The following is a 22,041-nucleotide window of genomic DNA, read 5'->3' as shown; positions in this document are numbered from 1 at the left end:
CTTGTCTCTTTTTCAATCAATGTATGTTAAAATGAAGAAGAGTATGTAGGAAATAACTGGCTGAAAAGACAGATCTAACTCTGACGGTTGCACGCGATCAGGCGTGTCCGCGTCAGTTACTTTATAGTAGGCGGTGGTCACATGTTTGGGAAAATTCTCGTGGTCGATGACGAACAACCAATTGCAGATATCTTGAAGTTTAACTTGGAGAAAGAGGGTTATCAGGTCATCTGTGCGTACGATGGTGGAAGCGCTGTAGAGCTTGCGTTCTCGGAGCAGCCAGATCTGATCTTGCTTGATCTCATGCTGCCTGTGAAGGATGGCATGGACGTATGCCGTGAGGTGCGTTCTAAGCTCAATACGCCGATTATTATGCTGACAGCGAAGGATACTGAGCTGGACAAGGTTCTGGGCTTAGAGATGGGCGCAGACGACTATGTGACGAAGCCATTCGGCACCCGGGAGCTGCTGGCTCGTGTGAAGGCGCATCTGCGCAGACAGACGAAGGTGCAAACGGCACCGAACGAGCCGGAGGCGCAGCGGAATGGGATGCGCATTCATGCGCTTTTTATCGATAACGACATGTACATGGTCTACAAGGACGGAACGCCCCTTGATCTGACACATCGGGAGTTCGAGCTCATTCAATATTTGGCCAAAAACTCAGGCAAAGTGATGACTCGTGAACACCTGCTGCAAGCGGTGTGGGGCTTTGAATATTTCGGCGACGTACGGACCGTCGATGTGACGATTCGCCGCTTGCGCGAGAAGCTGGAGACGGATCCAAGTCGTCCGGAATACATCATGACGCGCAGGGGTCTCGGCTATTTGATGCGCAGTCCGAAAGCCGGAGGCTTCTAAACATGAAGGGCATCCGCTTCTTTCAATCGATTCAAGCGAAGCTAATTATTATTTATGTTCTGCTGATTCTGATCGCGATGCAGCTCATTGGGGTGTATTTCTATAAGACGGTAGAAACATATTTTAAAAATGATTTCCTAGCATCCCGCAATAGTCAGGTCACGCTGCTTGCTGGCTTCGTTGAATCGTATTTGACGGGGGATCAGGAGAGCAAGAATGCGACCGAGGGTAAGAAAACTTACGCGGATTTAAATGAATTCGTGAGCAATCTTTTTTCTATAAATAATGCGGAGATTCAAATCATTGATGCAAACGGTAATGTGATCTCCACGTCGGTTGCGAGTCATTTGAAGCAAAAGAATACACAGCCGGAAGTCATTCGGGCCTTGCAAGGGATTAAGGATAATCAGCGGATCTTCACGGACGAGGATGGGTATCGGAAGGTCATTATTGCGAAGCCAGTCGGCAGCGGGGCTCGTGTCTTAGGCGCGGTGTATATCATCGCCTCGATGGAAGATGTGTACAAGACGATTCGTTCCATTAACCGAATCCTCATTTCGGCGACGCTAATTGCTCTAGGGTTGACTGCTTTATTGGGCGTCCTCTTAACGAGCACGATTACGAACCCTATTAAAGAGATTACGAAGCAGGCAACAGCTGTAGCGGAAGGGAATTTTGATCAACAGGTCATCATACAAGGGACCGACGAGATCGGACAGCTGGGGCAGACTTTTAATTTCATGATGAATCGACTGAAAGAGGCGCTCTCGCTCAATGAAGAAGAGAAGGAGAAGCTTGCTTCCATTCTGACGAATATGAATGACGGCGTTATCGCTACGGACGATAGAGGACATGTGATTGTCTTGAATCGCCGGGCGAAGCAGATCCTGCAAGTGGAAGAGGAAACGACGCTTGGATTGGATATATCCGAAGTTATCGGGATTCCGATTGACACGATCCGCGGATTGGTCACTGGGCAAGTAAATACGACACTGCTGGATATTCAGCTGCCTGACGACGAGGATGAACAGCTATCGGTTCGTATTACGTTTACGCCTATTCACAGGCGTGGCGAGGGTCAGCACGGGATCATTGCGGTGCTGCAGGACGTAACGGACCAGGAGAAGCTGGAACAAGCCAGACGAGAGTTCGTAGCGAACGTCTCTCATGAGTTGCGCACGCCGCTGACGACGATCAAGAGTTACCTCGAGGCGCTCGATGACGGAGCGATCGAGGAGCCACAGCTCGCCTCACGCTTCATCAGCGTGACACGCAGCGAAACCGAGCGGATGATCCGCTTGGTGACGGATCTCCTGCATCTATCGCGACTGGATTCGAAGCAGTCGATGATGAGCAAGTCCTCGACGCTCGTCAGCGAGATGCTGGAGGAGGTCGCGGACCGGTTTTCTTTTCAGCTGCAGCAACGGAAAATTCAAATTATGTTACACGTGGAACATGGCGTAACCAGTTTACTGCTTGATCGGGATAAAATTGATCAAGTACTCGATAATTTGGTATCCAATGCGATTAAATATACCGGCGATGAAGGTACGATTCGCTTGGAAGCTCGCAAAATTGACAAAGAGATGCTGGAAATATCCGTGCAAGATAACGGGATGGGCATTCCGAAGAAGGACCTTTCTCGGATTTTCGACCGTTTCTATCGCGTAGATAAAGCACGCTCTCGCAACATGGGAGGGACAGGCTTAGGTCTGTCCATTGCCCGGGAAATAGTGAAAGCGCATGGTGGAACGATTGCATTAGAGTCAGAGCTGGGACAAGGGACGCGCGTCGTATTTACGTTGCCGATTAGGCAGGAAGAGGAGGGTGAAGTATGATAGAGAGCCTGAAATCAGTCCTGCTCGTTCTATTGATTGGAACAAGCTTGTATCAGAGCTTTATTCTAGCTTCTTACAGCCCTCCGAAGATTGAGCCGATTAGGCAAAGCAACTACGTACAGACAGAGACACTCGGTAAGCAAGCGGAGCTATCTGACATGCTATTTCCAGATCAACTGATCATTCATTTAGGGAATCAGCAACATTCCGTTTTGTATCCCAGCAATTACTACTACACCAGATTGCTCGATAATATTAAGCAGCGTAGTTTCAAAGGATTCCGCAAGACGTCGATGTATCTCGTCAATGTGAACTGGGAAGAAGTTCGGACGAAACAGCTTGGTGTAGAGATTCGATTCCGGGAAGGCATTCCGTTCTCGATTCTGCAGCAATTGTTCCGAATCGAAGGTGAAATCCCCGTTGAAAACGACAAAATTACGAAGATATGGATCTACTCCAAGGGGACGAATGATGAGGTTCGTGCGTTCTTTTTCACAGATTCGCCAGGAGTGGGGTATGAAGTCATTGGGGCGGATTTCACGAGCAAAGACGTGGAGAATTTCGTAGCCTATGGAGAGCCAAGCAATTTATACAAAGCAATGAATGGCGGCGATTATTATCTACCGTTGAAGTCCTTGCATGTACCTAGCTTTACGTTCACGTATACCCAGCTTACGGCAGATCAATTGAAGCAAAGCTTGTTCGTAGACCCCGGCATTACGCGTTATTTGAAAGAACGGGACGGGTCCGAGATCTACACGGATAGTAAGCGCGGCTTCCAACTGAATCGAGACCAACGGTGGGTGACGTATTTCGACCCCGTAGCACCAGTGGCTAGTAAAACCGAGGTGTTGGATGATTTAATGGCTGGCATCAAATTTATTAATCAGCATATCGGATGGGATGGGCGGTATATGGTAGCTCGCACCCCTGAGAAACAGCTAGACAACCAAACCTTCATATTTCGCCAGTATTATGAATCGCTTCCGATTGTAACTGCACAACCAGAAGGCTTTGGAACGATGAATATGCAAGTACAGAAAGGTATTATCTCAGGATTCGAACGATCCATGGTGATTCCCGACCTGAAGTCGGGACAACGCAAAGAGAATGAGTTGATGTCCGGCGAAGCCATAGAACAACGTTTACAGTACTATCAACGCCGCTCTAGTATCGTTTCAATTTTCCCAGCGTACCGTCCCGTTATTTCAGACAAGACGTTAACCTTAACGAGTGCATGGGCGCTGGAATTACGCGATGGGACCTATGATTTTATTGAATAGATAGGATGAGAGTGAAGGGTTGGTGAGATTATGAATTGGAGTAGGGCTAAGACGATTTTGATCGCTTCATTTTTACTGTTGAATATGATTCTCGGCTTCCAGCTGTGGTCCACCAATCGTTCCAATCAGATAGGCATCTCACTAGATCCATCTAGTACAGTGGAAGACTTGAACCGGGCGCTCCGGAATAAAAATATTCGGCTTACGGACGAGCTTCCAACGGATACACCTAAGTTGAAAGTCATCACTGTGAAATATGATGATAGTATTAAGCCGGGTGAGGAGAAAACGCTCAAAACCCCAATTTACATGAGTGCGCTGCTCGGTAAAGGCGCTAGCAAAGAAGTTCAGTCGCTGTCGGAGATTCCAAACTTCACGATGTATCAGCTGGACTCCGCGATTAGTCGAGAAGGAATCTATGTATTCTCGCAATTATATGCCAAGATTCCTCTCTTTGATGTGATGGTTGAGTTAAATGAGAAAAATGGAGAAATTACCAGTTACCGTCAAGCTTTCGTTGAAGTAGAATCAGAGGTAGAACAGACGGAACAGAAGATGATTTCGGCTCAATTAGCGGTCCGCAGCCTAGTGGACAATTATTTAAGCGATGGTTCCATTATTACCGAGGTTCGCTTGGGGTATCACGGACAACCTTATAACTCGCAAACACAGCCGATGTATCCACACTGGCGGATAACGATTGATAACGGAGATATTTACTATTTACAAGCCTTCAATGGTGCGGTGGAGAAGGGGGCTGCGCTTACCCCATTTGGCCTGAGAGGTGATGGAGAGGCATCCACTGCTTCTCCAGCCCCAGGTGCAAAGAACACGCCGAAGAAGTAACAGTAGCAAGGAATAACCAACTGGCACACAGGTAGGCATAGAGGAGTAGGGAAGATGGGAATTCGATTTACGGTGTTATCAAGTGGTTCAACGGGGAATGCAACGGTTGTCGATAACGGTGAGGTTAAGCTGCTGATTGATGTAGGCTTCAGTGCGAAGAAGATGGAGTTGTTAATGAAGGAGCGTGAACTCGCCGCGAGTAGTATTGACGGTATTCTCGTCACGCACGAGCATTCTGATCATATTAAGGGACTCGGTGCGTTTGCTCGGAAATATGATGTGCCGATTTACGCTAATGAGAAGACGTGGGTGGAGCTGGATCGCCAAATTGGCGTAATCGCCGAAGGCAACAAGCGTGTGATGGACACGGGCGGCGTAGAGGAGTTCGGCTCATTGAAGGTGGAATCCTTCGGGATTTCGCATGATGCAGCGGAGCCGGTTGGGTACGTTTTTTATGAAGGCGAACAGAAGTTAAGTGTTGTAACGGATCTAGGATATATGAGCGAAAAGGTGAAGGAGAAGATCTCGGATTCGGATGCCTTGGTTCTTGAGACGAACCATGATGTGGACATGCTGCGCGTGGGGCATTACCCATGGAGCATTAAGCGACGCATTCTCGGAGACAAGGGACATTTATCCAACGAAGCCGCAGGGGAAGCGCTCTGTGATATCATGACGAATAAGACGAAATCTGTCTATATGGCGCACCTTAGCCGTGATCATAACTTAATGGATTTGGCCAGGCTAACCGTGAATAATATAGTACAAGAGCGAGCGCCTGAGGCGAAACAGCTGCGGCTGATGGATACGTATTTTGACCGTTCTACGAAATGGGATGTATTGGATTCGGAGTAAGTGCAGCATCGATTTCCTGGGACTTGAGCTGGATTTCTTGCGCCGTGATAAGACCTTTATCAATCAAGACCTGAATGAGAGATGAGAGGACGAGCGACTGGTGATAGTGGCTTTCCTTCAGGTCAGCAAGCTTACCGATCATATTAATTTCTTCAAAATGGGATGGAATACGGTTCATAGTGGCATTCTCCTTTAAATAAGGTCTAGTGAGAAAACTTCTATCGAAGCCACTCGAAGATGAGCGACCGCGTTTAGAGGTAAGTTTTATCGCCAATAAGAAAGCAATTTTCGGGAACCGAAAACTTATACTTTCTTATGTGGAAAAAGTTTGCTTATACTCTAGTAATTCGGTGAGAGATTTGGTTTACTATTATTGTAGGCAAGAAGCGAGCGAAACATTCCTATTATTTGAAATAAACGACAACTCCATCCTACATGGATAGGAGCGTTAATGGATTGAAATAAAGCAAGGCGAGTGAGCTTCAAACCCCGTCAGCGAGGAGGGACCTGAAATGAGTTTGTTTGATGATGATTTTTATTCGACCAAAAGGTCCAGAAGGCGCGAGCCAGTGTGGCGTCCCAAAGGGACAGGGAATTTCACGAGTTTCACAAGCTTCGCTGGTCGAAGACGGTATGTAGCCCTCATCGCAGGATTCATTGGGGCAATAGGTATGCTCATCGTGGTAGGAATCGTCCACGCTATTGGAGGAAGTAGCTCGTCAGGAAACACACTTGCGGTTCCTGTGGTGGCCAAAGCAGATGTTCATCCGATGAACAGCAATGACTCGGTTGTAGCGGCAACGGACAAAATAAAACCAGCCGTGGTCAGTGTCATCTCTTCGAAGAAGGACGATGCGGGGCAGGAAACGGGCATTGGCATTGGATCAGGTGTTATGTTCGCACGAAGCGGTGATAAAGTTCGCATTGTGACGAATAGCCATGTTGTGGAGAACGGGAACCAGTTCGAAATCGTGAACTTCGAAGGTGAGCATCGCAAAGCTACGTTGGTTGGCCGCGATCGGATTACTGATTTGGCTGTATTAGAAGCGGATGGCAAAGATGTGAAAATACTTGCTGAGTTTGGCGACTCCGATAAGCTAAGAGCGGGTGAAATGGCGATTGCTGTAGGCAATCCGTTAGGCCTTGGCTTCTCGCCAACCGTGACGCAAGGCATCGTTTCTTCGCCGAAGCGGACGATACCTGTTTCGCTTTCACGTGAAGGCACCGATTATGACTGGGAAATGGACGTCATCCAAACGGATGCCGCGATTAACCAAGGTAACAGCGGGGGACCGCTGGTCAATATCGAAGGCAAAGTGATCGGCATCAATTCGATGAAGATTTCGGACACTGGCGTTGAAGGATTGGGTTTCGCAATTCCGATTAATAGTGTGACACCGATTATTGATAGTCTCATCAAGGATCACAAGGTAAAACGACCTTTGATTGGTGTGTCTACGCAGGAGCTGCAAGCTTTTAAGGGGACGGATGTATTAAAGCTGCCTGCAGATGTCAAAACTGGAGTTATCGTCTTCGACGTCTCTGGACCTGCGAAGGAAGCGGGGCTGAAGGCGCAGGATGTTATCGTGCAGTTGGATGATCGCAAGATTGAGAGTACGATAGGGCTGAGGAAATACCTTTACAATGAAAAGAAAATCGGCGATAAGATCAACGTGGTGTACTATCGCGGCGGGAAGAAGCTGACGACGGTGCTGACGCTGGTTGAGGCGACGGATAAGTAGTGGAAGTGTAAGTGGAAGATTAAGATCAAGATCAAGTGATAGAATAGAAATCTACAGAGCGCCAGCGGATGAGAGGTACTAAACATGCATGTCGTTTGTAAAGATCATGTGGAAATAGCCATAGATGAATTTGTTGATGAATACGAGGAAGCGCCAGACGTTGTGGATTTGCAGAAAACACACTTCGCCCACTGGGCACCGCCTGAGCACTGCGAGCATTGCCAGTCATTATCACGTTTTCTAATCGTATGAGGGAGGCCTGAGGGCCTCTTTTTTTCTTTGTCGAATTGATAAGCTTTGGGTTTGGGTAAGCGAAGCTTTCCCCGCATTTCATGTATCATGAAACTTCACCTTATCTGATTTCGGCTTTCCCACCCGGATAAATGGAAAACATACAGTTAATTCTCGCAAATTCCTCCAAATTCCACGATTAGATGGAATTTATGTGGTTAAATCATCGGATTTCAATCGTACTCTCTTGATATCTTGAAATTACATGGACAATTTCCAGTTAAATCACTGAAACACGAATTACAATTGAAATTAACTGTACAAAATACAGTAACTCTAGTGTTTGGTTCACGGCTGCTCGCATCCCTGCACGAGAGAGGAGCGCCAACATGGCTGCCGCATACAAAAAGGGACGTACTTCTCAAGTACAGTCCCTTTTCTTGTTGCAAAATATAAAAGTTTTGGGGTAATTCCAGCTTACCACATGGAAGAAATGGCGAGCGGGGAAGTCGGATCCGCCCCAGATTAACACGCTAATGTTATTTGCTTTCTTGCATAAGCTCGATAAAATGCTGGGCTGCTTTGGATACATGACGATCCTTCAACCATATTAATCCAGTTGCTAATTTGAGCGGACTGTCTGCGATCGCATAAGCTTGGAACGCATATTCGCAATGCAATTTAACAATAGATTCTGGCACAATCGTTGTTGCATCCCCAGAGGATACCCAGTCCAATAGCGTGACCATATCGGAACATTCCCCGATCACGTTAGGCTGCAAGCCGCGTTCGGTGAATTGATCGATGATACTATGATACAGCCCAAGCCCTTCTGTACTAGGCAAAATGAGCGGATAACGTTGAATATCAGCGTAAGTGAAGGCCTGTGATTCCGACGCGAAGGACTTAGCTGTAACGAAATAAAAAGGTTCAGATTGCAGCTGGATGACCTCAAAATCATTTAATTCCATCGGAAGCCGGATGATAGCAAGCTCGATGGTATGTTCTCGAATCAGCCGGAGCAGCTGCGCGGATTCATTCTGTTGTATTTTATATGTAACCTCAGGGTAGCGGGTTTTAAAAATACGCAGCAATTGCGGCAGTTGGGCCGAGGACAGCGTATTAACGCCTATTCGTAAATTGCCGCGCGTACCCTTGCCGATCTCTTTTACATCATTCTCTGCTTCCTCTATAAGCTTCGTTAAATGTAGGGCGTGCTTATATAAGGCCTGTCCGGCTTCGGTCAGTTCGATGACTTTACCTGTTCGTAGAATAAGCTCGACGCCTAGCTCTTGCTCCATGAGCTTCAACTGTTGTCCTAGCGGGGGCTGCGTCATGTGCAATCTTTGGGCGGCAGCCGTAATTTGCTTCTCTTCAGCGATTGCGATGAAATAGCGAAGTTGGCGAATATCCATCGTAGTGACGATTCCTTTCCAAACGATAAAAGTATGAAAACCAAAGGATATAGATATTTTTCGTATACTTATCGATATGATACCATAGAAGCCGACAGAAAAGGGGGAGCCTTTATGCTTCGAAAGTATCATTCCAATCCGTATTTACATGTTCTACAATGGTTTATTTTTATGACCGCTAGTTCCGTGGCACTTCCTATCGTAATTGGTGGTCTGTTTCATTTGTCTCAGGACGAAATTGCCTCGTTGATGCAGCGTACATTTTTCGTAGTCGGACTCAGTTCCATGCTGCAAGCAGTACTTGGGCATCGGTTTCCGATCGTGGATGGTCCAGCGGGTTCATGGGTAAGCGTGTTTGTCATGATGGCCGGTATCTCCGCGAACCAAGGTCACACGGCCAAAGAAGCCCTGCAGGTTCTAGAAGGCGGGCTGCTCATGGCCGGTGTGCTGTTGTTTTTACTGGGGATAACAGGCCTCTTTTATAAACTCCTTAATCTATTTACACCACTCGTGACGAATTTATTCTTGTTCATCTTGTCTTTGCAGCTGAGTGGTGTGTTTCTGAAAGGCATGTTCGGCTTGAAAGCAGGGCAAGGGGCTGTAGATTATGGAACGATTCTGATCTCGTTAGCGGTATTCGGCGGCGTGGTGTTCCTGAATGTAAAAGGGAAAGGATGGACGCGTAACTATGCCGTACTGCTAGGGATTACTGGCGGTTGGGTGCTTCAAGCATTGGCCGTCGGAGGGGTTTCTAGTGCTGGTTCGGCCTCCGGTGCATGGATTAAACTTCCCGATATATGGGCATGGGGATTCCCCCAGTTGAATCCAGGCATGGCTTTAACAGCCGCGCTATTTACACTGATCCTTGTTTCAAATCTTGTTGCAGCTATTACAGCGGCTCAGCAGGCCGTCCCGAGGAAGGAGCTTCCTGGCAAGAATGTCTACAACCGGGCTAGCCTAATTGCAGGCGTTTCTCACGGACTTTCGGCTTTATTTTCCGCTGTCGGTGTCGTTTCGCTTCCGGTTACGGCGAGTTTTATCAGAATGACGGGGCAAACGAGAAGAATGCCGTTCATCATCGCCTGCTTGGCGCTCTCGGTAATTGCTCTTGTCCCTTCGATCGTTCATTTCCTTGCTCAGCTGCCTACCTCCGTAGCTAGTGCGGTCTCGTTAGCGACTTTCGTGCAGATGACCAGTAACTCATTCTCCTCCTTATCGCGCGTCGTCCAAACACAGCGCCAGCTGACGATTCTGGGAATCGGAATTCTCGTCGGTGCCGGCTTCACCCTCATTGCGGCTTCACCTCTACCTGAGCTTCCTGTAGTGATGCAGTATGCGTTTGGTAACGGGCTGTTAGTTGCCACTGTAGTGGTCATGGCCCTTGAGCGTTTCTGGCAGACGGAACCGAAATTAATCGTTTCGAACTAAAAGAAAGAGCCAAGTTCCTCTATGGAGGAAACTGGCTCTTTTGTTCTGTTTATCGAGCTTTCAGGTAATCAATCAGAATGTTCTTGAGTATAGTCAACTGCTGCTCGTTGTCCAGATCAGACTCCAGCAGGAGAATGTTTTTCTGCAGTGACAGTTTTTTGGAAAAGAGACCGAACGTGTTAATGATCGTAGTCAAGGTCTCCTTAACCGGAAGGTCGGATCGAATTGAGCCGTCTTCGATGCCATTTTGAATAATCCTGCCATACTCACGTGAAATCTTACGGTTCAAGGCATTGAAGTCGAGAATACCTTCCAATGGCTCCAGCGAGTGGGATGCGTAGCTTTCAAAATCCACCATGAATTTGATGCTCGAATCGTTCTGATCTTCGATAAAGGAATCGAATAAACGTTCAAGCTTTTCAAGACAAGACAGGGGTTGGTCAGCGACATATTGAAAACGATGAAGCATCGGTTCAAGCAATTTGGTTGCTACGGCAACGATCAGTTTTTCTTTTTTGGGAAAATACCGAAATAAAGTTGCGATGCCGATATTCGCGTCACTGGCGATATCCTGCATGGTGGTTTTTTCGATTCCCTTCAGCGTAAATACACGCTCAGCTGCGTCGAGAATCAGATATAGTCGTTGCTGCTTGCCGTCAAACCGTTCTTTCTCGTATCTTGCTTTCGGATCCATGAGGGTTATTAACCTTTCAACTTAGGTATTTCAATACAAGTATTATATCGACTGGGTATTCTTTCAGCAAGTGGAAGTTGAGTTCATCATACCATGGTAATATAATAAGTGTTGTAGTGATAGTTACACTATCATTTATGTATTAATTTAAAAATTTTATTTTCATAAAAGGAGAGATCGCAATGACTCGTCTTACTAATAAAGTTGCCATCATTACTGGAGCAGGCAGTGGTATGGGGCGTGAAGAAGCACTTTTATTTGCCAAAGAAGGGGCAATGGTAGTAGCAACGGACATTAACGAAGCCGCGGTACAAGCTGTTGTGAAGGATATTGAAGCTGCCGGAGGTCAAGCCACAGCTTATGCTCATAATGTTGTTTCTGAAGAAGAATGGATCAAAGTGGTCGAGGGAGCTGTTGCAACTTACGGCAAAGTAGACGTCTTAGTCAATAATGCGGGTATTTCCCTTGCAGTTGGTTTGCTGGATACGACGATTGAACAATGGAATAAAGTCATGAGCATTAACCTGACGAGCACGTTCCTTGGCATGAAGCACGTTATCCCACATATGCAAGCGAATAAGGGTGGATCCATCGTTAATATTTCCTCTATCGCGGGACTAACTGGCAGCAGCGGAGCAGGTGCGTACACAGCTTCCAAAGGTGGCGTCCGCATGTTAAGCAAAGCGGCTGCTGTGGATTTCGGCAAGGATCATATCCGCGTCAATTCGGTTCATCCTGGGTTTATCGAAACGCCGATGAGCTCTGAATTTGTAAATAATAAGCAGATGCTGCAATGGTTCTTGTCTCAGACTGCACTGCCGAGAGTCGGGCGCGCGTCTGAAGTAGCCGAAGCCGTATTATTCCTTGCTTCTGATGAGTCAGCTTATATTACAGGTGTTGAATTGCCTGTCGATGGCGGGGTTACAGCCAAATAGAGTTTCGTATGCAATCATGGTCAATTAAGTGAGAATGAGTAGGGAGCCTGGAGTTGGTATAACTCTGGGCTTTTTGGCGTGGAGGGGTGCTATTGGTGCGTATATACATCGAATGGTATGATGGGGGGAATGGATGATTATGTGAGAGAGAAAGAATGAATGATTGATTGAATGAGAAAGAATGAATTGATAAAGATTGTGATAAAAGAAGGGGTACGTTATGCATATACAGATACTGACCGTTGGGAAATTAAAAGAGCGCTATCTCGTGGACGGGATCGCGGAGTACGTCAAGCGTCTTGGCCCTTATGCCAAGATGCAAATGATTGAGGTGCCGGATGAGAAGGCACCCGAGAACATGAGTCCTGCTGAGGAGCAGCAGGTGCGAGCGAAAGAGGGCGAGCGATTGCTAGGCAAGCTCGGCGCAGATGTGTACGTCGTGGCGCTGGCCATCGACGGCGAGATGTGGACGAGCGAGCAGCTGGCGAGCTCGCTCGATAAGTTGGCCACCTATGGGCGGAGCCAGGTGGCTTTTGTTATAGGCGGCTCGCTCGGGCTCTCGAGCGAGCTGCTGCGCCGTGCGGATATGCGGCTGAGCTTTGGCCGCATGACGCTGCCGCACCAGCTGATGCGGCTGGTGCTGGTGGAGCAGATTTATCGCGCGATGCGGATAAATCGGGGGGAACCGTATCATAAGTGACGGCGAAAAAGTGGGTAGAAATTGCATTTCGCCATATTCACGCACCGGGCCCGACGTCCCTCGGTCAACAGAAGTTATTCTCGATGAAACTGGCGCCGCGGACAACCTCCTCCGGAGGTTAGTGAATGCGAGAGACGTTAGGTGAAATTACTTTTTAAGCTTTGGAGGAGCTAATATGTCCAATTTATATTTTGAACTGTATTTAGAAAAAATGGACTGGAATACTGATGACTATAAGACCGACATTACACATCTAAAAAGTTATGAAATAGCAAACGCGCTGGTAACTGAGGGAAAAATTAATGATTTACATATAGAAATTATTCAAGCTAAGGGGGACTGGTTAAACTTTAACACCAACGTAGTAGGCGATAAATATTATATCCAAACAAACTTAATTTTCCACGAAATAGATTTGAGTGAAGATAACAAACAAATTATCAACAAAGTAATAGAGAAATGTGAATTGTTTTTTCAGGATTTGGAGCATTTGGATACAATCACAAGCCATAATAATTTTGAAATACTAGATAAGATAGTGGACGAGGACGGCTTCGTAATTAAAGCACGCGAAGGTGGAGGTTGGGGAGTAGCAGACGATTTAAGGCAACTTTTATCTTCTCAAAATGTGATCGCTAAGACAATTCGGCATCAGCAATCTCGGTTTGACGGTGGGGCATCTGGAGGATTTGAAGAAATTTTATTGTTTATTAGTGGGTCAGTTACTTCTGGAATAACTTGGGACATCCTAAAGGGACTTTTGACAAGCAGGTTTGGCTCTGAGCTTGAACATATCAAAGCTACGTTTGTAGACAGTATGAAATTTAAACGACTTAGAAGAAGTATTGCTGACAGAATAGTTGAAGATCATAAAGACCTCGTTCTAATCGATTTTTATAAACAAGAAAGTGAAATTACATGCGAATTTAAGATTTACGGAATTATTGAGAAAACAGTAACCGTATTGTGTGATTTAGAATATCAGATTAAAGAACTAAAGCTGGAAAGAAAGTAACTTCGCTTAACCCCGCATTCACCGACATCCTATAACACCATTCTCAGGCCATTCGACCCTCGGTGCGGCAGAAGTTAGAAGGGATTCGAAGAGGCATTTCAGTTGCAATGAAGCGGGATCAGCCGGACACATCCGCACCACTTAACGTAATGGGTGTACAGCTCGCTCGGACTGTTCGCGGCACTAGTTTCCCGCACCGAGAAAGTGATTGAAAATTCGGCCGCATCAACTGCCGCACGAACTAATGCATGTGCTCTTCTGGAGCAGGTGTATAAGGCGATTAGATTAATCGGGGGACAGTATCATAAGTGACGGTGAAATTTTGAAACTCGGGATACAAGAGCACTAGTGCTAAATATTGTTGTGGTTCCCATGGTTGTTTTGTACTATTAAGATGGGGTGATTTTTATGGATTCAGAATTAAATAAGGAAATTCAAAATGCTCTTTCAATTGGAATGAAAATTGTTGAAGGACATAATCAGACTAAGCTAAAGATATTAGAAATGTTAAAAGACGAACAAGATAGTGAAATAAAGAAGTTATACCTAGATCATATTGTTAGAATTGATAGAAGCTTGGACGACAAATTAAATAGCGTGGATGACATTGAATATAAAATGTATCGTGTTCGGGAATTAATTGAAAAGCAGATTAAAAAAGAGAAGAAAAACAAAAAGAAATTAAAAAAGCGGGGAAAGAGGTCCAAAAACAAAGGGAACACCTCGAGCACACCACCCTCAGCACCGACTTCTTAAATATAGATAATGCAGGGTATAGAAGCATAATCAGTTTAGCTAATCCGTATCATCTAACCATTTAGCTTGGAGGAAAAAATTAAAAAGATTCCTTCAGAGGAGAAGAGTAATGAAGAAAAAAGAATTCAAAGAAGCATTGATCAATTTGCTAAATTCAGATGTTGATAGATTAGAAAAGAAAGAGCTCATAAAATACACAAGGAGTTTAATATTTAAACTCGAAGAGGAAGAAGATTTTGATACTTCAAATAAGGGAAAGCCATGGACAGATGAGGAGTTAAGAATCGTGCTTTCTTTTGCACCAACAAAAGAAAACTCATTAAAACTTGCAAAAGCGTTTAAAAGAAGTTATGGCAGTATTGAACAGATATTTAGATGGGCAACAACTACAAATGATGAGATAAGTGCAAAAGGAAGAGAAGAAGATAGCTTTATCCAGCAGATTAAAAGATTATATAAAGAATTAGGTTGGAGAGCATAAATATCAAAGTAACATAAATAATATTGAAGTTAACGACATCTATCCCAATATAATTTGTTAAAGACGATAAAATGACTTTCATATGAAAGACCCTTCCGAAAGGTCGTCTGGAAAATAGGGTAACAGCTATTTCTAGATTAAAGGAACGAAAAATCCTTAAAACAATTATTTTGGTGTAATTGTTTTAAGGATTTTTTTTATTTTGAGTCTTGGATAGGCTTTTTAAGTTGCCAGATGAAGTATGGGCATCACCTTCTGGGCGGCCTTTTTAATTTCTTTCTATAGATGACACGGTGAACCGTATCATAAGTGACGCCAAGAAGTTGAGTTGAAGGTTAAAACTTCAATGCTAAATCTATGAAGAACCGTCGTAAAGACCCATCTCATGTGGAACCGGTCATATAGCCGAGACGAGACCTTAATCAGGATAGTTCTCCATCATTTTAGATAAATAATTTCGAAAGTCTTCAACGTAGGTTTTGGGCTCTACAACTTTTAGATGAGTGCCGAAGCTTGCTAAAAGTTGAAATCCCATATAATTTTGAGGGACAAATATGGTTGCTAACAAAAGTCCAGAACCATGGTCTTCAATACTTTTTCTACCATACCTTTCGATGATTTGATCTTTTATGCTGGGCGATATCCATGCCTTAATCGTGACGAATTGCGGTAGATAACTTGCTTCGTGTCCTTGCTCAGACCAATCTTCTCTAGGATGAAACGCGCGTTCATTCATAGTAATATGATCGATTCGGGATAACTTGAATGTTCGAGATCCCTGTCGATGTAAACAGAATCCTTTCAAGTACCAACTCGATTCGCTAAAATGCAGCTCATAGGGCTCAACGATTCTATCCGTTACAACCCCGTCTTTATCTGTATAATCAAATGAAACCAGCCTTTTCTTGGATATGGATTCTTGACATGTCTTTACGGTTTCAAGAATCTCGGACCGACCTTCCCAATCATAAAATGACAGTTGAATGGAACGATTCAGAGACAATGGACTAACCATTGCCTCTATTTTTTGTATCGTTCTTTCCACATCCTCAGTAAAGAGGAGTTGTTCCAATCCGCCGAGCGCAGCCAATATATTCTGTAAATCGGAGCTGCTTAGAAGGCGTTTATCGACCTTGTATTCGTCCATTATGCCGTATCCGCCTTTGACGCCATTGACAGAGTAGATCGGGATGTTCGATAAGTTCAATGTTTCCATATCTCGAAGGATCGTTCTTTTGGAGACATTGAATAGTTGTGAGAATTTCGTTGTAGAAACAATTTCTTTCCTCAGCAATACCATGATAATCGAAATGAGTCTCTCCACTTTGTTCATAATTGCCCTCTTAATTTGAACTTAATTTCAGAAAGGTGACAAATTGATGTCACCTTTTATCCAGTATACTACAGGTATCACAAGAAGGAGGTTTTAATTTAATGTTTAATCCAATCGATTTTCCCAAGCCCACCCTTATTTCAGTTAACGGTGTAGAACTTGAAGTGTTTGAAGCAGGCCGAGAAAACGCAGGCAAACCTATTGTACTCTGCCACGGCTGGCCAGAGCATGCCTTTTCTTGGCGCCATCAGATGGATGCACTTGCTGCAGCGGGCTACCATGTCATCGTTCCCAACCAGCGGGGTTACGGCAACTCATCCCGTCCGACCGAAGTAACAGACTATGACATTGAACACTTGTCGGGTGATCTCATCGCGCTTCTTGATTACTATGGATACGAGGACGCTACCTTTGTAGGTCATGACTGGGGTGCATTCGTCGTTTGGGGACTGACCTTGTTGCATCCCAACCGCGTCAATAAAGTGATAAATCTGAGCTTGCCTTACCAAGAGCGCGGAGAAAAACCCTGGATCGAGTTCATGGAAGAAATACTTGGCGGCGATTTCTACTTCGTCCATTTCAATCGACAGCCAGGCGTCGCGGACGCCGTATTCGAAGACAATACATACAGGTTTCTTCGTAACCTGTACCGGAAGAACGAACCTCTCAGAGCACCTGAGCCAGGTATGGCGTTGATCAACCTCGCCAGAGCAGAAACACCGCTCGGTGAGCCCGTAATGAGCGAAAGCGAGCTGGCCGTTTACGTCTCCGCTTTTGAAACATCAGGGTTCACGGGCAGCATAAATTGGTACAGGAATCTTGACCGCAACTGGCGCTTATTGGCGAAAGTGAACCCAATCATCCAGCAGCCGACCCTCATGATCTACGGCGACCGAGATGTGATTGCGAAGTCCGAAAACCTTACAAAGTTCGTGCCGAATGTGGAAGTGGTCAATTTGGATTGCGGTCATTGGATCCAGGAGGAAAAGCCGCAGGAAACAAATCAAACGATTTTGAGATGGCTAGAACAGAAGGATGCCACATAGTCGGTTTTGACATGGAATCCCCACAACATTCTCATAGATAAACATTCTATGTAAAAGCAACTGGCGGATTCCTAGTTGAAGTTTTGTTAATAGAATCGGGAAAGTGAAAAGGCACTCAAGCGAGAGTGTCTTTTTCGCCGGGCGCTATTGGACATTTTTGTCTGATACAAACTGTCCGTTAGCACAAAAATAAAGAACCGTCAGGGAAATAAATTTCTCCCCGACGGTTTTTCTTAGGATGGTTTAGATTAGCATCGATTCGTGTAGTTCAGTTTCCTATTACTCTTATTGCCCTAGAATGCCTTTGATACTGGCTTGAAGCTCTGCTACGGTCCAAACGTGCCCTATTTGAGCTTTAAGAATGTTGACGATTTGCGTTACATTCGATGCATTGACTTCTCTCACACCGATCATATTGAGTTGGTCCTCGGAAATCAGACCCCAATCTCCAGATTCCGCTGCGTCGTTGATATCGCTAAGTGCAACGCCAATCGCAGATAGGATTAAGTTGATTGCATTTTGAAGAGCGCTAGAAGACAAATACCCAGTGTAGCCATACCCAAGTGCGATTGTGATACTAATTACGTTTTCTTCTGTAACGCCGATCATTCCGGCAGCTTCAAACGTTTCTACCGTGACGCTGCTCCAATTGTCGGATTGTGATGCATTGTCGATCAAATCAAGAGCTAGCGGCGTATCGACATTATCGACAACGGCTTGGATCTGAGCAAGGGATCTGGCAGTTGAGCCATTCACGTTCAGAGCAGCAGTGACAGCTGAAAGGTTAGAAGAATCAACCCCAGTCACACCTGCAGTGGCAAACGTGTCAGTAGTAACGCCGATCCAGTCAGTCGCAGACGCAGCCATATTTATCGTGTTCAACGCCGCTTGCTTTGTAAGTTTATTAATAACTTCATCAACAATGTCTTGAAGTTCTGCAACCGTCCAAGGTGCATTATCGTCGTCGTCCAGCGCATCCTTGACAGCTGCTAGGTTAGACGACGTGACCCCCGTTACGCCTGCGTTGGCAAACGTATCAGCATTAACATCCGTCCATACACCCGATTCTGATGCTTCATTGATCAAATCTAATGCAGACGTTAATGCAGGCGCGATAGTACCCGTATATTGCTTTGTTCCTGTATCCTGAAGCCATGCCGAATCCGTCGCACTGATCGTAAAGGTGTACGAACCGCTATCGTTTGGAATTCCGGTAATCGCTCCCGTGCTTGGATTCAAAGTCAGCCCCGCAGGCAGTACTCCACTCGTCACTGCATAAGTAATGGCTCCCGTTCCTCCAGATAGCTTCGCTACGCTGCCGGTATAGGATTCTCCTTGAGTCAAAGGTGAAATGGAGTCTGGCAAAACGATTTGACTCACGACCGTATATTCAAAGCTCGCAACCGAGCTATTCGTCGAGCCATCCTTAACGGCGATAGCTTTGATTGTTCTACTGCTCATTATGATTAGCGGTCCCGAATACGGCGTGCTGGACGTGGTGGGTACGCTGCCATCTAATGTAAAGTAGATTTTTGCACCACCCGTTGCGCTAAGCGATACTAGCGTACCTATCGCGATATTTCCGCTAGCAGGATCGGCTGTCGGTGTCGCGAGAATCTCTACCGTCGTCGTAGAATCAGGAGTAATCGTTACAGCAGGATTCGTGGAGTTAACGTCTGTGAGGGTGGAACCACCTACTAATCCAACGTCCTTCGTAGTGCCGTTATCGTAGACTATACTCACCGTATTGTTCGACGATCCAGGGGTAGTGGTTAAGGTCCCGATCGTACCTTGATTCACAATTGAGTTGTTATTCCCGGAAATAGTAGCTTTACTTATATTACCATTTGTCGTGACGATTGTATCGTCTGCGGTAACAGTAAGGTTATCGATGTTGCCTGTTACACTCGTTTGGGAATGGTCGCTTGCAACATTAAGTGTATCTACGTTAACTTGAATTGAAACCGCCTGAGGTACCCCAACTGCAGGTATTGCTGCAACAGAAGCAGTGATTATAGCTGGTTTACCTATAAGAATAGCTGGAGTTGATCCAGCTGCTGCACCTGAACCTGCTGCACTTGGTGAAAATGCTAATACGTTTACTTCTCGCTTCATAGCGTTTTTTGATAATACTGCTGCATTCGCTTCTGCTGCAGTTGTAGATGTTATTGTCGTATTGGTGTACATCATAATATGATTTATCTTACTCTGATCGTCTATTGCGACTCTAATATCGCCGGATGGCTTATTCACTTCAACCTCGCCAAGATCCGATTCTACGATATAGACAGAATGCAAGCCTCCACCGCGAACGAAAGTAACTCCATCTACTTTAACGTCCAGAATCATCGCTTCGCCTTCGCCAATCCCTTCGCCGAACGTTAGATTGCCTTTGATCGTCACGTTCCTTAATGCTACTCCACTTGCGTTAATATGTAAGTCGCCAACGATCGTCTCATGACCAGTTGCAGGTCCATATACGCCTGCTTGATCATAGGCGACTGCGACCTTGACACTCAGCGCGCGATCCAGCATGACGAACGTCTCCGCACGTGTCAAGGCATTATCGAATCCAATCGTACCGTTGTTATAACCGCCATATATCCCATTAGCAACGAATGCGCAATTCATAGGTTTGCTCCAAACGGGGATTTGAGCGGAGTCAGTAAATTTGCTCAGATCGGAACCCGTGGACGTGTCCAACTTTAGCAGCTTGGCAAGCATCACAGCCGCTTCCTGGCGTGTGATCTTATTGTTCGTTCTCATCGTGCCATCGCTATAGCCGCTAATATATCCGGCATACAAAACAGGCCATTCGTCGTTTCATGCGTGTTCCTCTTAAAATATGACAAATAATACCGATTTTCTCGTTGTATTTTATCATGGTAGATTAACCCATTCATGAAACATAAAGAAAACTTTAAGTTCGCGCTCGATGCTTCGGCAAAGCCGTCGCTTCCCGCATAACTTGATGAGCAGCCTATTTATTATGGAATACGAACATAGCGAGCTGTCACCCTATTAAACCTAAAGATCACATTTTCCCGCTTGAGAGCTTTGCGGTGTCACGATTTTGACCGCTATATTTCGGCATGGATTCTTCCGTTTGCTAGATTCTTGGGAATCCGCATTACACAGATGAGGAAATCGTCGCAATTCGGGGGCCGGATAGATGCTGGTTGCCAGAAGTGCGTTGCAAACGCGACCTAAAGTTTTCTTTACATTCCATAAATGGGCTAATCTATCGTGATAAACTCAATGAAATATTGGTAGAATTTTAGCGAAAAAAAATGAGCTGTGGAGGTTAAAATATGACAACAAGAAAGCGTCAATCAAAACCGAAAAGGTTGGTCTTGATCTGGATGCTGGTCATCAGCATGGTGGCGGGCATACTACCGGCGCAGCAGGCGGAAGCGGCCGAACCAAGCGGGTTCCAAGATGTTAGTCCAACGGACTGGTTTTACGATGAGGTCAACTATGTCCAGAAGAATGGTCTATTCAGCGGAACGGGCGGCGGCACTTTCTCGCCCAAGGGAACGATGACGCGTGCCATGTATGTGACGGCGCTTGGACGAATGGCGGGCGTGGATATAAGTAAATATGTAACCTCGACCTTTGCCGATGTGCAGATGGGTATCTGGTATGCGCCATATGTGGAGTGGGCGGCTACGCAAGGGATTACCGTCGGCACGGACGACCGGAACTTTTCTCCGGATGCCACCGTATCCAGAGAGCAGATAGCGACGATGACTTTGCGGTATTTTGAAAGCTATCAGATTCCCTATCAAACTAGCAATCGCGTAACCACAGAGCCGGCCGATCTCGCCGTTGTTTCTCCTTGGGCGGCTGACTCGGTCGTTAAGCTGTGGCAAGCAGGCTTGTTTGCTGGGGGTGCAAATGGCAATTTCAACCCGCATGCCCAAGCGTCTCGTGCAGAAGCGGCTGTTCTCTTCATGCGCAGCAACGCGGTTGTGGAGATGTGGAAAAATCAGAATCAAGCGACCGTGGCGCCGACACCATCGCCGACATCCGGTAAGGATAGCGGCGAGACGAACAACACGGATCTGCCGACGTCTGGATCTGGCGAAAACGGCGGCGGAAATAATGGTGGCAACACCGGAACCGGCGGCGACAGCGGCAATAATAGCGGTGGCAACAGCGGCAACAATGGGGGCGGCATTGACCCTAATGCCCCTACCTATACGCTTACGTTCGATAGCGACGGAGGCACGGAGATAGCTGCCAAGACGGTACGGCAAGGGGAAGCGCTGAGTAATCTGCCTGCCCCGGCAAAAGAAGGGTATATTTTTCAAGGATGGTTTAGGGACAGCGCTTATTCGCTCATCTTCGCGGATGGCAGTACCGTTGCCGCCGATACCAAGCTGTATGCGAAGTATATGGATAACGTGAGTGATGCCATACAGAGCACGCCCAGCTACTCGGTACTGAATGTCGCGCCGGACTTCACCATCGCCGTAAACGATGCATCCGGTAACCTGACGGCATCTGAGGTACAAGCGGGTATGACGTTCCACGCTGCCACGAATCTTGATTCCGCGGGCATTACCGTCACCAAAGCGAA

The 22,041-nt window shown here is 46.1% G+C and carries 19 protein-coding genes and 1 pseudogene; 15 read left to right on the top strand and 5 right to left on the bottom strand.

Features of this window, described 5'->3' with window-relative positions:
• Positions 1-141 precede the first annotated feature (141 nt).
• From yycF to HQN88_RS23135, 5 genes are read left to right on the top strand one after another with little or no spacing between them, the layout of a single operon-like run.
• Positions 142-861, top strand: coding sequence for a response regulator YycF (gene yycF / locus HQN88_RS23155; RefSeq protein ID WP_056622616.1), 720 nt, complete (start codon positions 142-144; stop codon positions 859-861).
• Positions 862-863: 2 nt separating this feature from the next.
• Positions 864-2,699: a cell wall metabolism sensor histidine kinase WalK gene (gene walK / locus HQN88_RS23150; RefSeq protein ID WP_173116981.1), complete on the top strand. Its 1,836-nt coding sequence runs from the start codon at positions 864-866 to the stop codon at positions 2,697-2,699.
• Positions 2,696-3,982: a YycH family regulatory protein gene (locus HQN88_RS23145; protein ID WP_173116979.1), complete on the top strand. Its 1,287-nt coding sequence runs from the start codon at positions 2,696-2,698 to the stop codon at positions 3,980-3,982. Before walK ends, HQN88_RS23145 begins: the two co-directional genes overlap by 4 nt.
• Positions 3,983-4,012: 30 nt before the next feature.
• Positions 4,013-4,828, top strand: a complete 816-nt coding sequence (yycI, locus tag HQN88_RS23140) for a two-component system regulatory protein YycI (RefSeq protein ID WP_173116977.1) — start codon at positions 4,013-4,015, stop codon at positions 4,826-4,828.
• 54 nt (positions 4,829-4,882) lie between these two features.
• Complete coding sequence (locus HQN88_RS23135; RefSeq protein WP_171636271.1) at positions 4,883-5,683, top strand: MBL fold metallo-hydrolase; 801 nt, start codon at positions 4,883-4,885, stop codon at positions 5,681-5,683.
• Here HQN88_RS23135 and HQN88_RS23130 read toward each other — a convergent pair.
• Positions 5,652-5,861 carry a hypothetical protein gene (locus HQN88_RS23130; RefSeq protein WP_173116975.1) on the bottom strand — a complete coding sequence of 70 codons (210 nt, stop codon included), beginning with the start codon at positions 5,859-5,861 and terminating at the stop codon, positions 5,652-5,654. The two genes, HQN88_RS23135 and HQN88_RS23130, sit on opposite strands and share 32 nt — an antisense overlap.
• 334 nt (positions 5,862-6,195) lie before the next feature.
• Between HQN88_RS23130 and HQN88_RS23125 the strand changes: the two genes are divergently transcribed.
• A complete protein-coding gene (locus HQN88_RS23125; protein ID WP_173116973.1) occupies positions 6,196-7,425 on the top strand; it encodes a S1C family serine protease in 1,230 nt (409 codons plus the stop codon).
• Positions 7,426-7,509: 84 nt separating this feature from the next.
• Positions 7,510-7,677 (top strand): CxxH/CxxC protein, encoded by a 168-nt coding sequence (locus HQN88_RS23120; RefSeq protein WP_063795715.1) that lies wholly within the window; start codon positions 7,510-7,512, stop codon positions 7,675-7,677.
• 518 nt (positions 7,678-8,195) lie between these two features.
• Here HQN88_RS23120 and HQN88_RS23115 read toward each other — a convergent pair.
• Positions 8,196-9,071 (bottom strand): LysR family transcriptional regulator, encoded by an 876-nt coding sequence (locus tag HQN88_RS23115; RefSeq protein WP_173116971.1) that lies wholly within the window; start codon positions 9,069-9,071, stop codon positions 8,196-8,198.
• Positions 9,072-9,185: 114 nt separating this feature from the next.
• On the opposite strand from HQN88_RS23115, the gene HQN88_RS23110 reads away from it, so the two are divergent.
• A complete protein-coding gene (locus tag HQN88_RS23110) occupies positions 9,186-10,499 on the top strand; it encodes a purine/pyrimidine permease (RefSeq protein ID WP_173116969.1) in 1,314 nt (437 codons plus the stop codon).
• Between the two features lie 49 nt (positions 10,500-10,548).
• Here the strand turns inward: HQN88_RS23110 and HQN88_RS23105 are convergent, their stop codons facing one another.
• Entirely contained in the window at positions 10,549-11,193 is a 645-nt protein-coding gene (locus tag HQN88_RS23105; protein WP_173116967.1) for a TetR/AcrR family transcriptional regulator, read from the bottom strand.
• Positions 11,194-11,375: 182 nt separating this feature from the next.
• Here HQN88_RS23105 and HQN88_RS23100 point away from each other — a divergent pair, with 182 nt between their 5' ends.
• The 5 genes from HQN88_RS23100 to HQN88_RS23080 all read left to right on the top strand — a co-directional run bounded on the left by HQN88_RS23100 (position 11,376) and on the right by HQN88_RS23080 (position 15,080).
• Positions 11,376-12,128 (top strand): SDR family NAD(P)-dependent oxidoreductase, encoded by a 753-nt coding sequence (locus HQN88_RS23100; protein WP_173116965.1) that lies wholly within the window; start codon positions 11,376-11,378, stop codon positions 12,126-12,128.
• Positions 12,129-12,348: 220 nt separating this feature from the next.
• Complete coding sequence (rlmH, locus tag HQN88_RS23095; protein ID WP_173116963.1) at positions 12,349-12,828, top strand: 23S rRNA (pseudouridine(1915)-N(3))-methyltransferase RlmH; 480 nt, start codon at positions 12,349-12,351, stop codon at positions 12,826-12,828.
• 175 nt (positions 12,829-13,003) lie between these two features.
• Positions 13,004-13,843 carry a hypothetical protein gene (locus HQN88_RS23090; RefSeq protein ID WP_173116961.1) on the top strand — a complete coding sequence of 280 codons (840 nt, stop codon included), beginning with the start codon at positions 13,004-13,006 and terminating at the stop codon, positions 13,841-13,843.
• Between the two features lie 408 nt (positions 13,844-14,251).
• On the top strand, positions 14,252-14,599 hold the full coding sequence (locus HQN88_RS23085; RefSeq protein ID WP_173116959.1) for a hypothetical protein: 348 nt from the start codon (positions 14,252-14,254) through the stop codon (positions 14,597-14,599).
• Positions 14,600-14,708: 109 nt separating this feature from the next.
• A complete protein-coding gene (locus HQN88_RS23080) occupies positions 14,709-15,080 on the top strand; it encodes a hypothetical protein (RefSeq protein ID WP_173116957.1) in 372 nt (123 codons plus the stop codon).
• Positions 15,081-15,498: 418 nt separating this feature from the next.
• Here the strand turns inward: HQN88_RS23080 and HQN88_RS23075 are convergent, their stop codons facing one another.
• On the bottom strand, positions 15,499-16,413 hold the full coding sequence (locus tag HQN88_RS23075) for a helix-turn-helix transcriptional regulator (protein ID WP_173116955.1): 915 nt from the start codon (positions 16,411-16,413) through the stop codon (positions 15,499-15,501).
• Between the two features lie 101 nt (positions 16,414-16,514).
• Between HQN88_RS23075 and HQN88_RS23070 the strand changes: the two genes are divergently transcribed.
• Positions 16,515-17,459 (top strand): alpha/beta fold hydrolase, encoded by a 945-nt coding sequence (locus tag HQN88_RS23070; RefSeq protein WP_173116953.1) that lies wholly within the window; start codon positions 16,515-16,517, stop codon positions 17,457-17,459.
• Between the two features lie 285 nt (positions 17,460-17,744).
• On the opposite strand, the gene HQN88_RS23065 is transcribed toward HQN88_RS23070, so the two are convergent.
• The gene (locus tag HQN88_RS23065; RefSeq protein WP_246320407.1) at positions 17,745-20,264 is read right to left on the bottom strand and encodes a chitobiase/beta-hexosaminidase C-terminal domain-containing protein; all 2,520 of its coding nucleotides are present in this window, start codon (positions 20,262-20,264) and stop codon (positions 17,745-17,747) included.
• A gap of 506 nt (positions 20,265-20,770) precedes the next feature.
• Here HQN88_RS23065 and HQN88_RS38685 point away from each other — a divergent pair.
• A pseudogene (locus HQN88_RS38685) lies at positions 20,771-21,793 on the top strand (S-layer homology domain-containing protein); the annotation flags it as partial.
• Between the last annotated feature and the right edge of the window lie 248 nt (positions 21,794-22,041).

The sequence above is a fragment of the Paenibacillus qinlingensis genome, from assembly GCF_013204845.1.
Lineage (GTDB): Bacteria > Bacillota > Bacilli > Paenibacillales > NBRC-103111 > Paenibacillus_E > Paenibacillus_E qinlingensis.
This window is presented reverse-complemented; position numbering and strand designations above follow the sequence as displayed.

Coding starts and splice junctions, on each gene's coding strand:
- yycI (WP_173116977.1), top strand. CDS start 4,013: ATGAATTGGAGTAGGGCTAAGACGATTTTGATCGCTTCATTTTTACTG.
- HQN88_RS23080 (WP_173116957.1), top strand. CDS start 14,709: ATGAAGAAAAAAGAATTCAAAGAAGCATTGATCAATTTGCTAAATTCA.
- HQN88_RS23070 (WP_173116953.1), top strand. CDS start 16,515: ATGTTTAATCCAATCGATTTTCCCAAGCCCACCCTTATTTCAGTTAAC.
- HQN88_RS23105 (WP_173116967.1), bottom strand. CDS start 11,193: ATGGATCCGAAAGCAAGATACGAGAAAGAACGGTTTGACGGCAAGCAG.
- HQN88_RS23135 (WP_171636271.1), top strand. CDS start 4,883: ATGGGAATTCGATTTACGGTGTTATCAAGTGGTTCAACGGGGAATGCA.
- HQN88_RS23110 (WP_173116969.1), top strand. CDS start 9,186: ATGCTTCGAAAGTATCATTCCAATCCGTATTTACATGTTCTACAATGG.
- HQN88_RS23085 (WP_173116959.1), top strand. CDS start 14,252: ATGGATTCAGAATTAAATAAGGAAATTCAAAATGCTCTTTCAATTGGA.
- HQN88_RS23125 (WP_173116973.1), top strand. CDS start 6,196: ATGAGTTTGTTTGATGATGATTTTTATTCGACCAAAAGGTCCAGAAGG.
- HQN88_RS23075 (WP_173116955.1), bottom strand. CDS start 16,413: ATGAACAAAGTGGAGAGACTCATTTCGATTATCATGGTATTGCTGAGG.
- walK (WP_173116981.1), top strand. CDS start 864: ATGAAGGGCATCCGCTTCTTTCAATCGATTCAAGCGAAGCTAATTATT.
- rlmH (WP_173116963.1), top strand. CDS start 12,349: ATGCATATACAGATACTGACCGTTGGGAAATTAAAAGAGCGCTATCTC.
- yycF (WP_056622616.1), top strand. CDS start 142: ATGTTTGGGAAAATTCTCGTGGTCGATGACGAACAACCAATTGCAGAT.
- HQN88_RS23115 (WP_173116971.1), bottom strand. CDS start 9,071: ATGGATATTCGCCAACTTCGCTATTTCATCGCAATCGCTGAAGAGAAG.
- HQN88_RS23145 (WP_173116979.1), top strand. CDS start 2,696: ATGATAGAGAGCCTGAAATCAGTCCTGCTCGTTCTATTGATTGGAACA.
- HQN88_RS23130 (WP_173116975.1), bottom strand. CDS start 5,861: ATGAACCGTATTCCATCCCATTTTGAAGAAATTAATATGATCGGTAAG.
- HQN88_RS23090 (WP_173116961.1), top strand. CDS start 13,004: ATGTCCAATTTATATTTTGAACTGTATTTAGAAAAAATGGACTGGAAT.
- HQN88_RS23100 (WP_173116965.1), top strand. CDS start 11,376: ATGACTCGTCTTACTAATAAAGTTGCCATCATTACTGGAGCAGGCAGT.
- HQN88_RS23120 (WP_063795715.1), top strand. CDS start 7,510: ATGCATGTCGTTTGTAAAGATCATGTGGAAATAGCCATAGATGAATTT.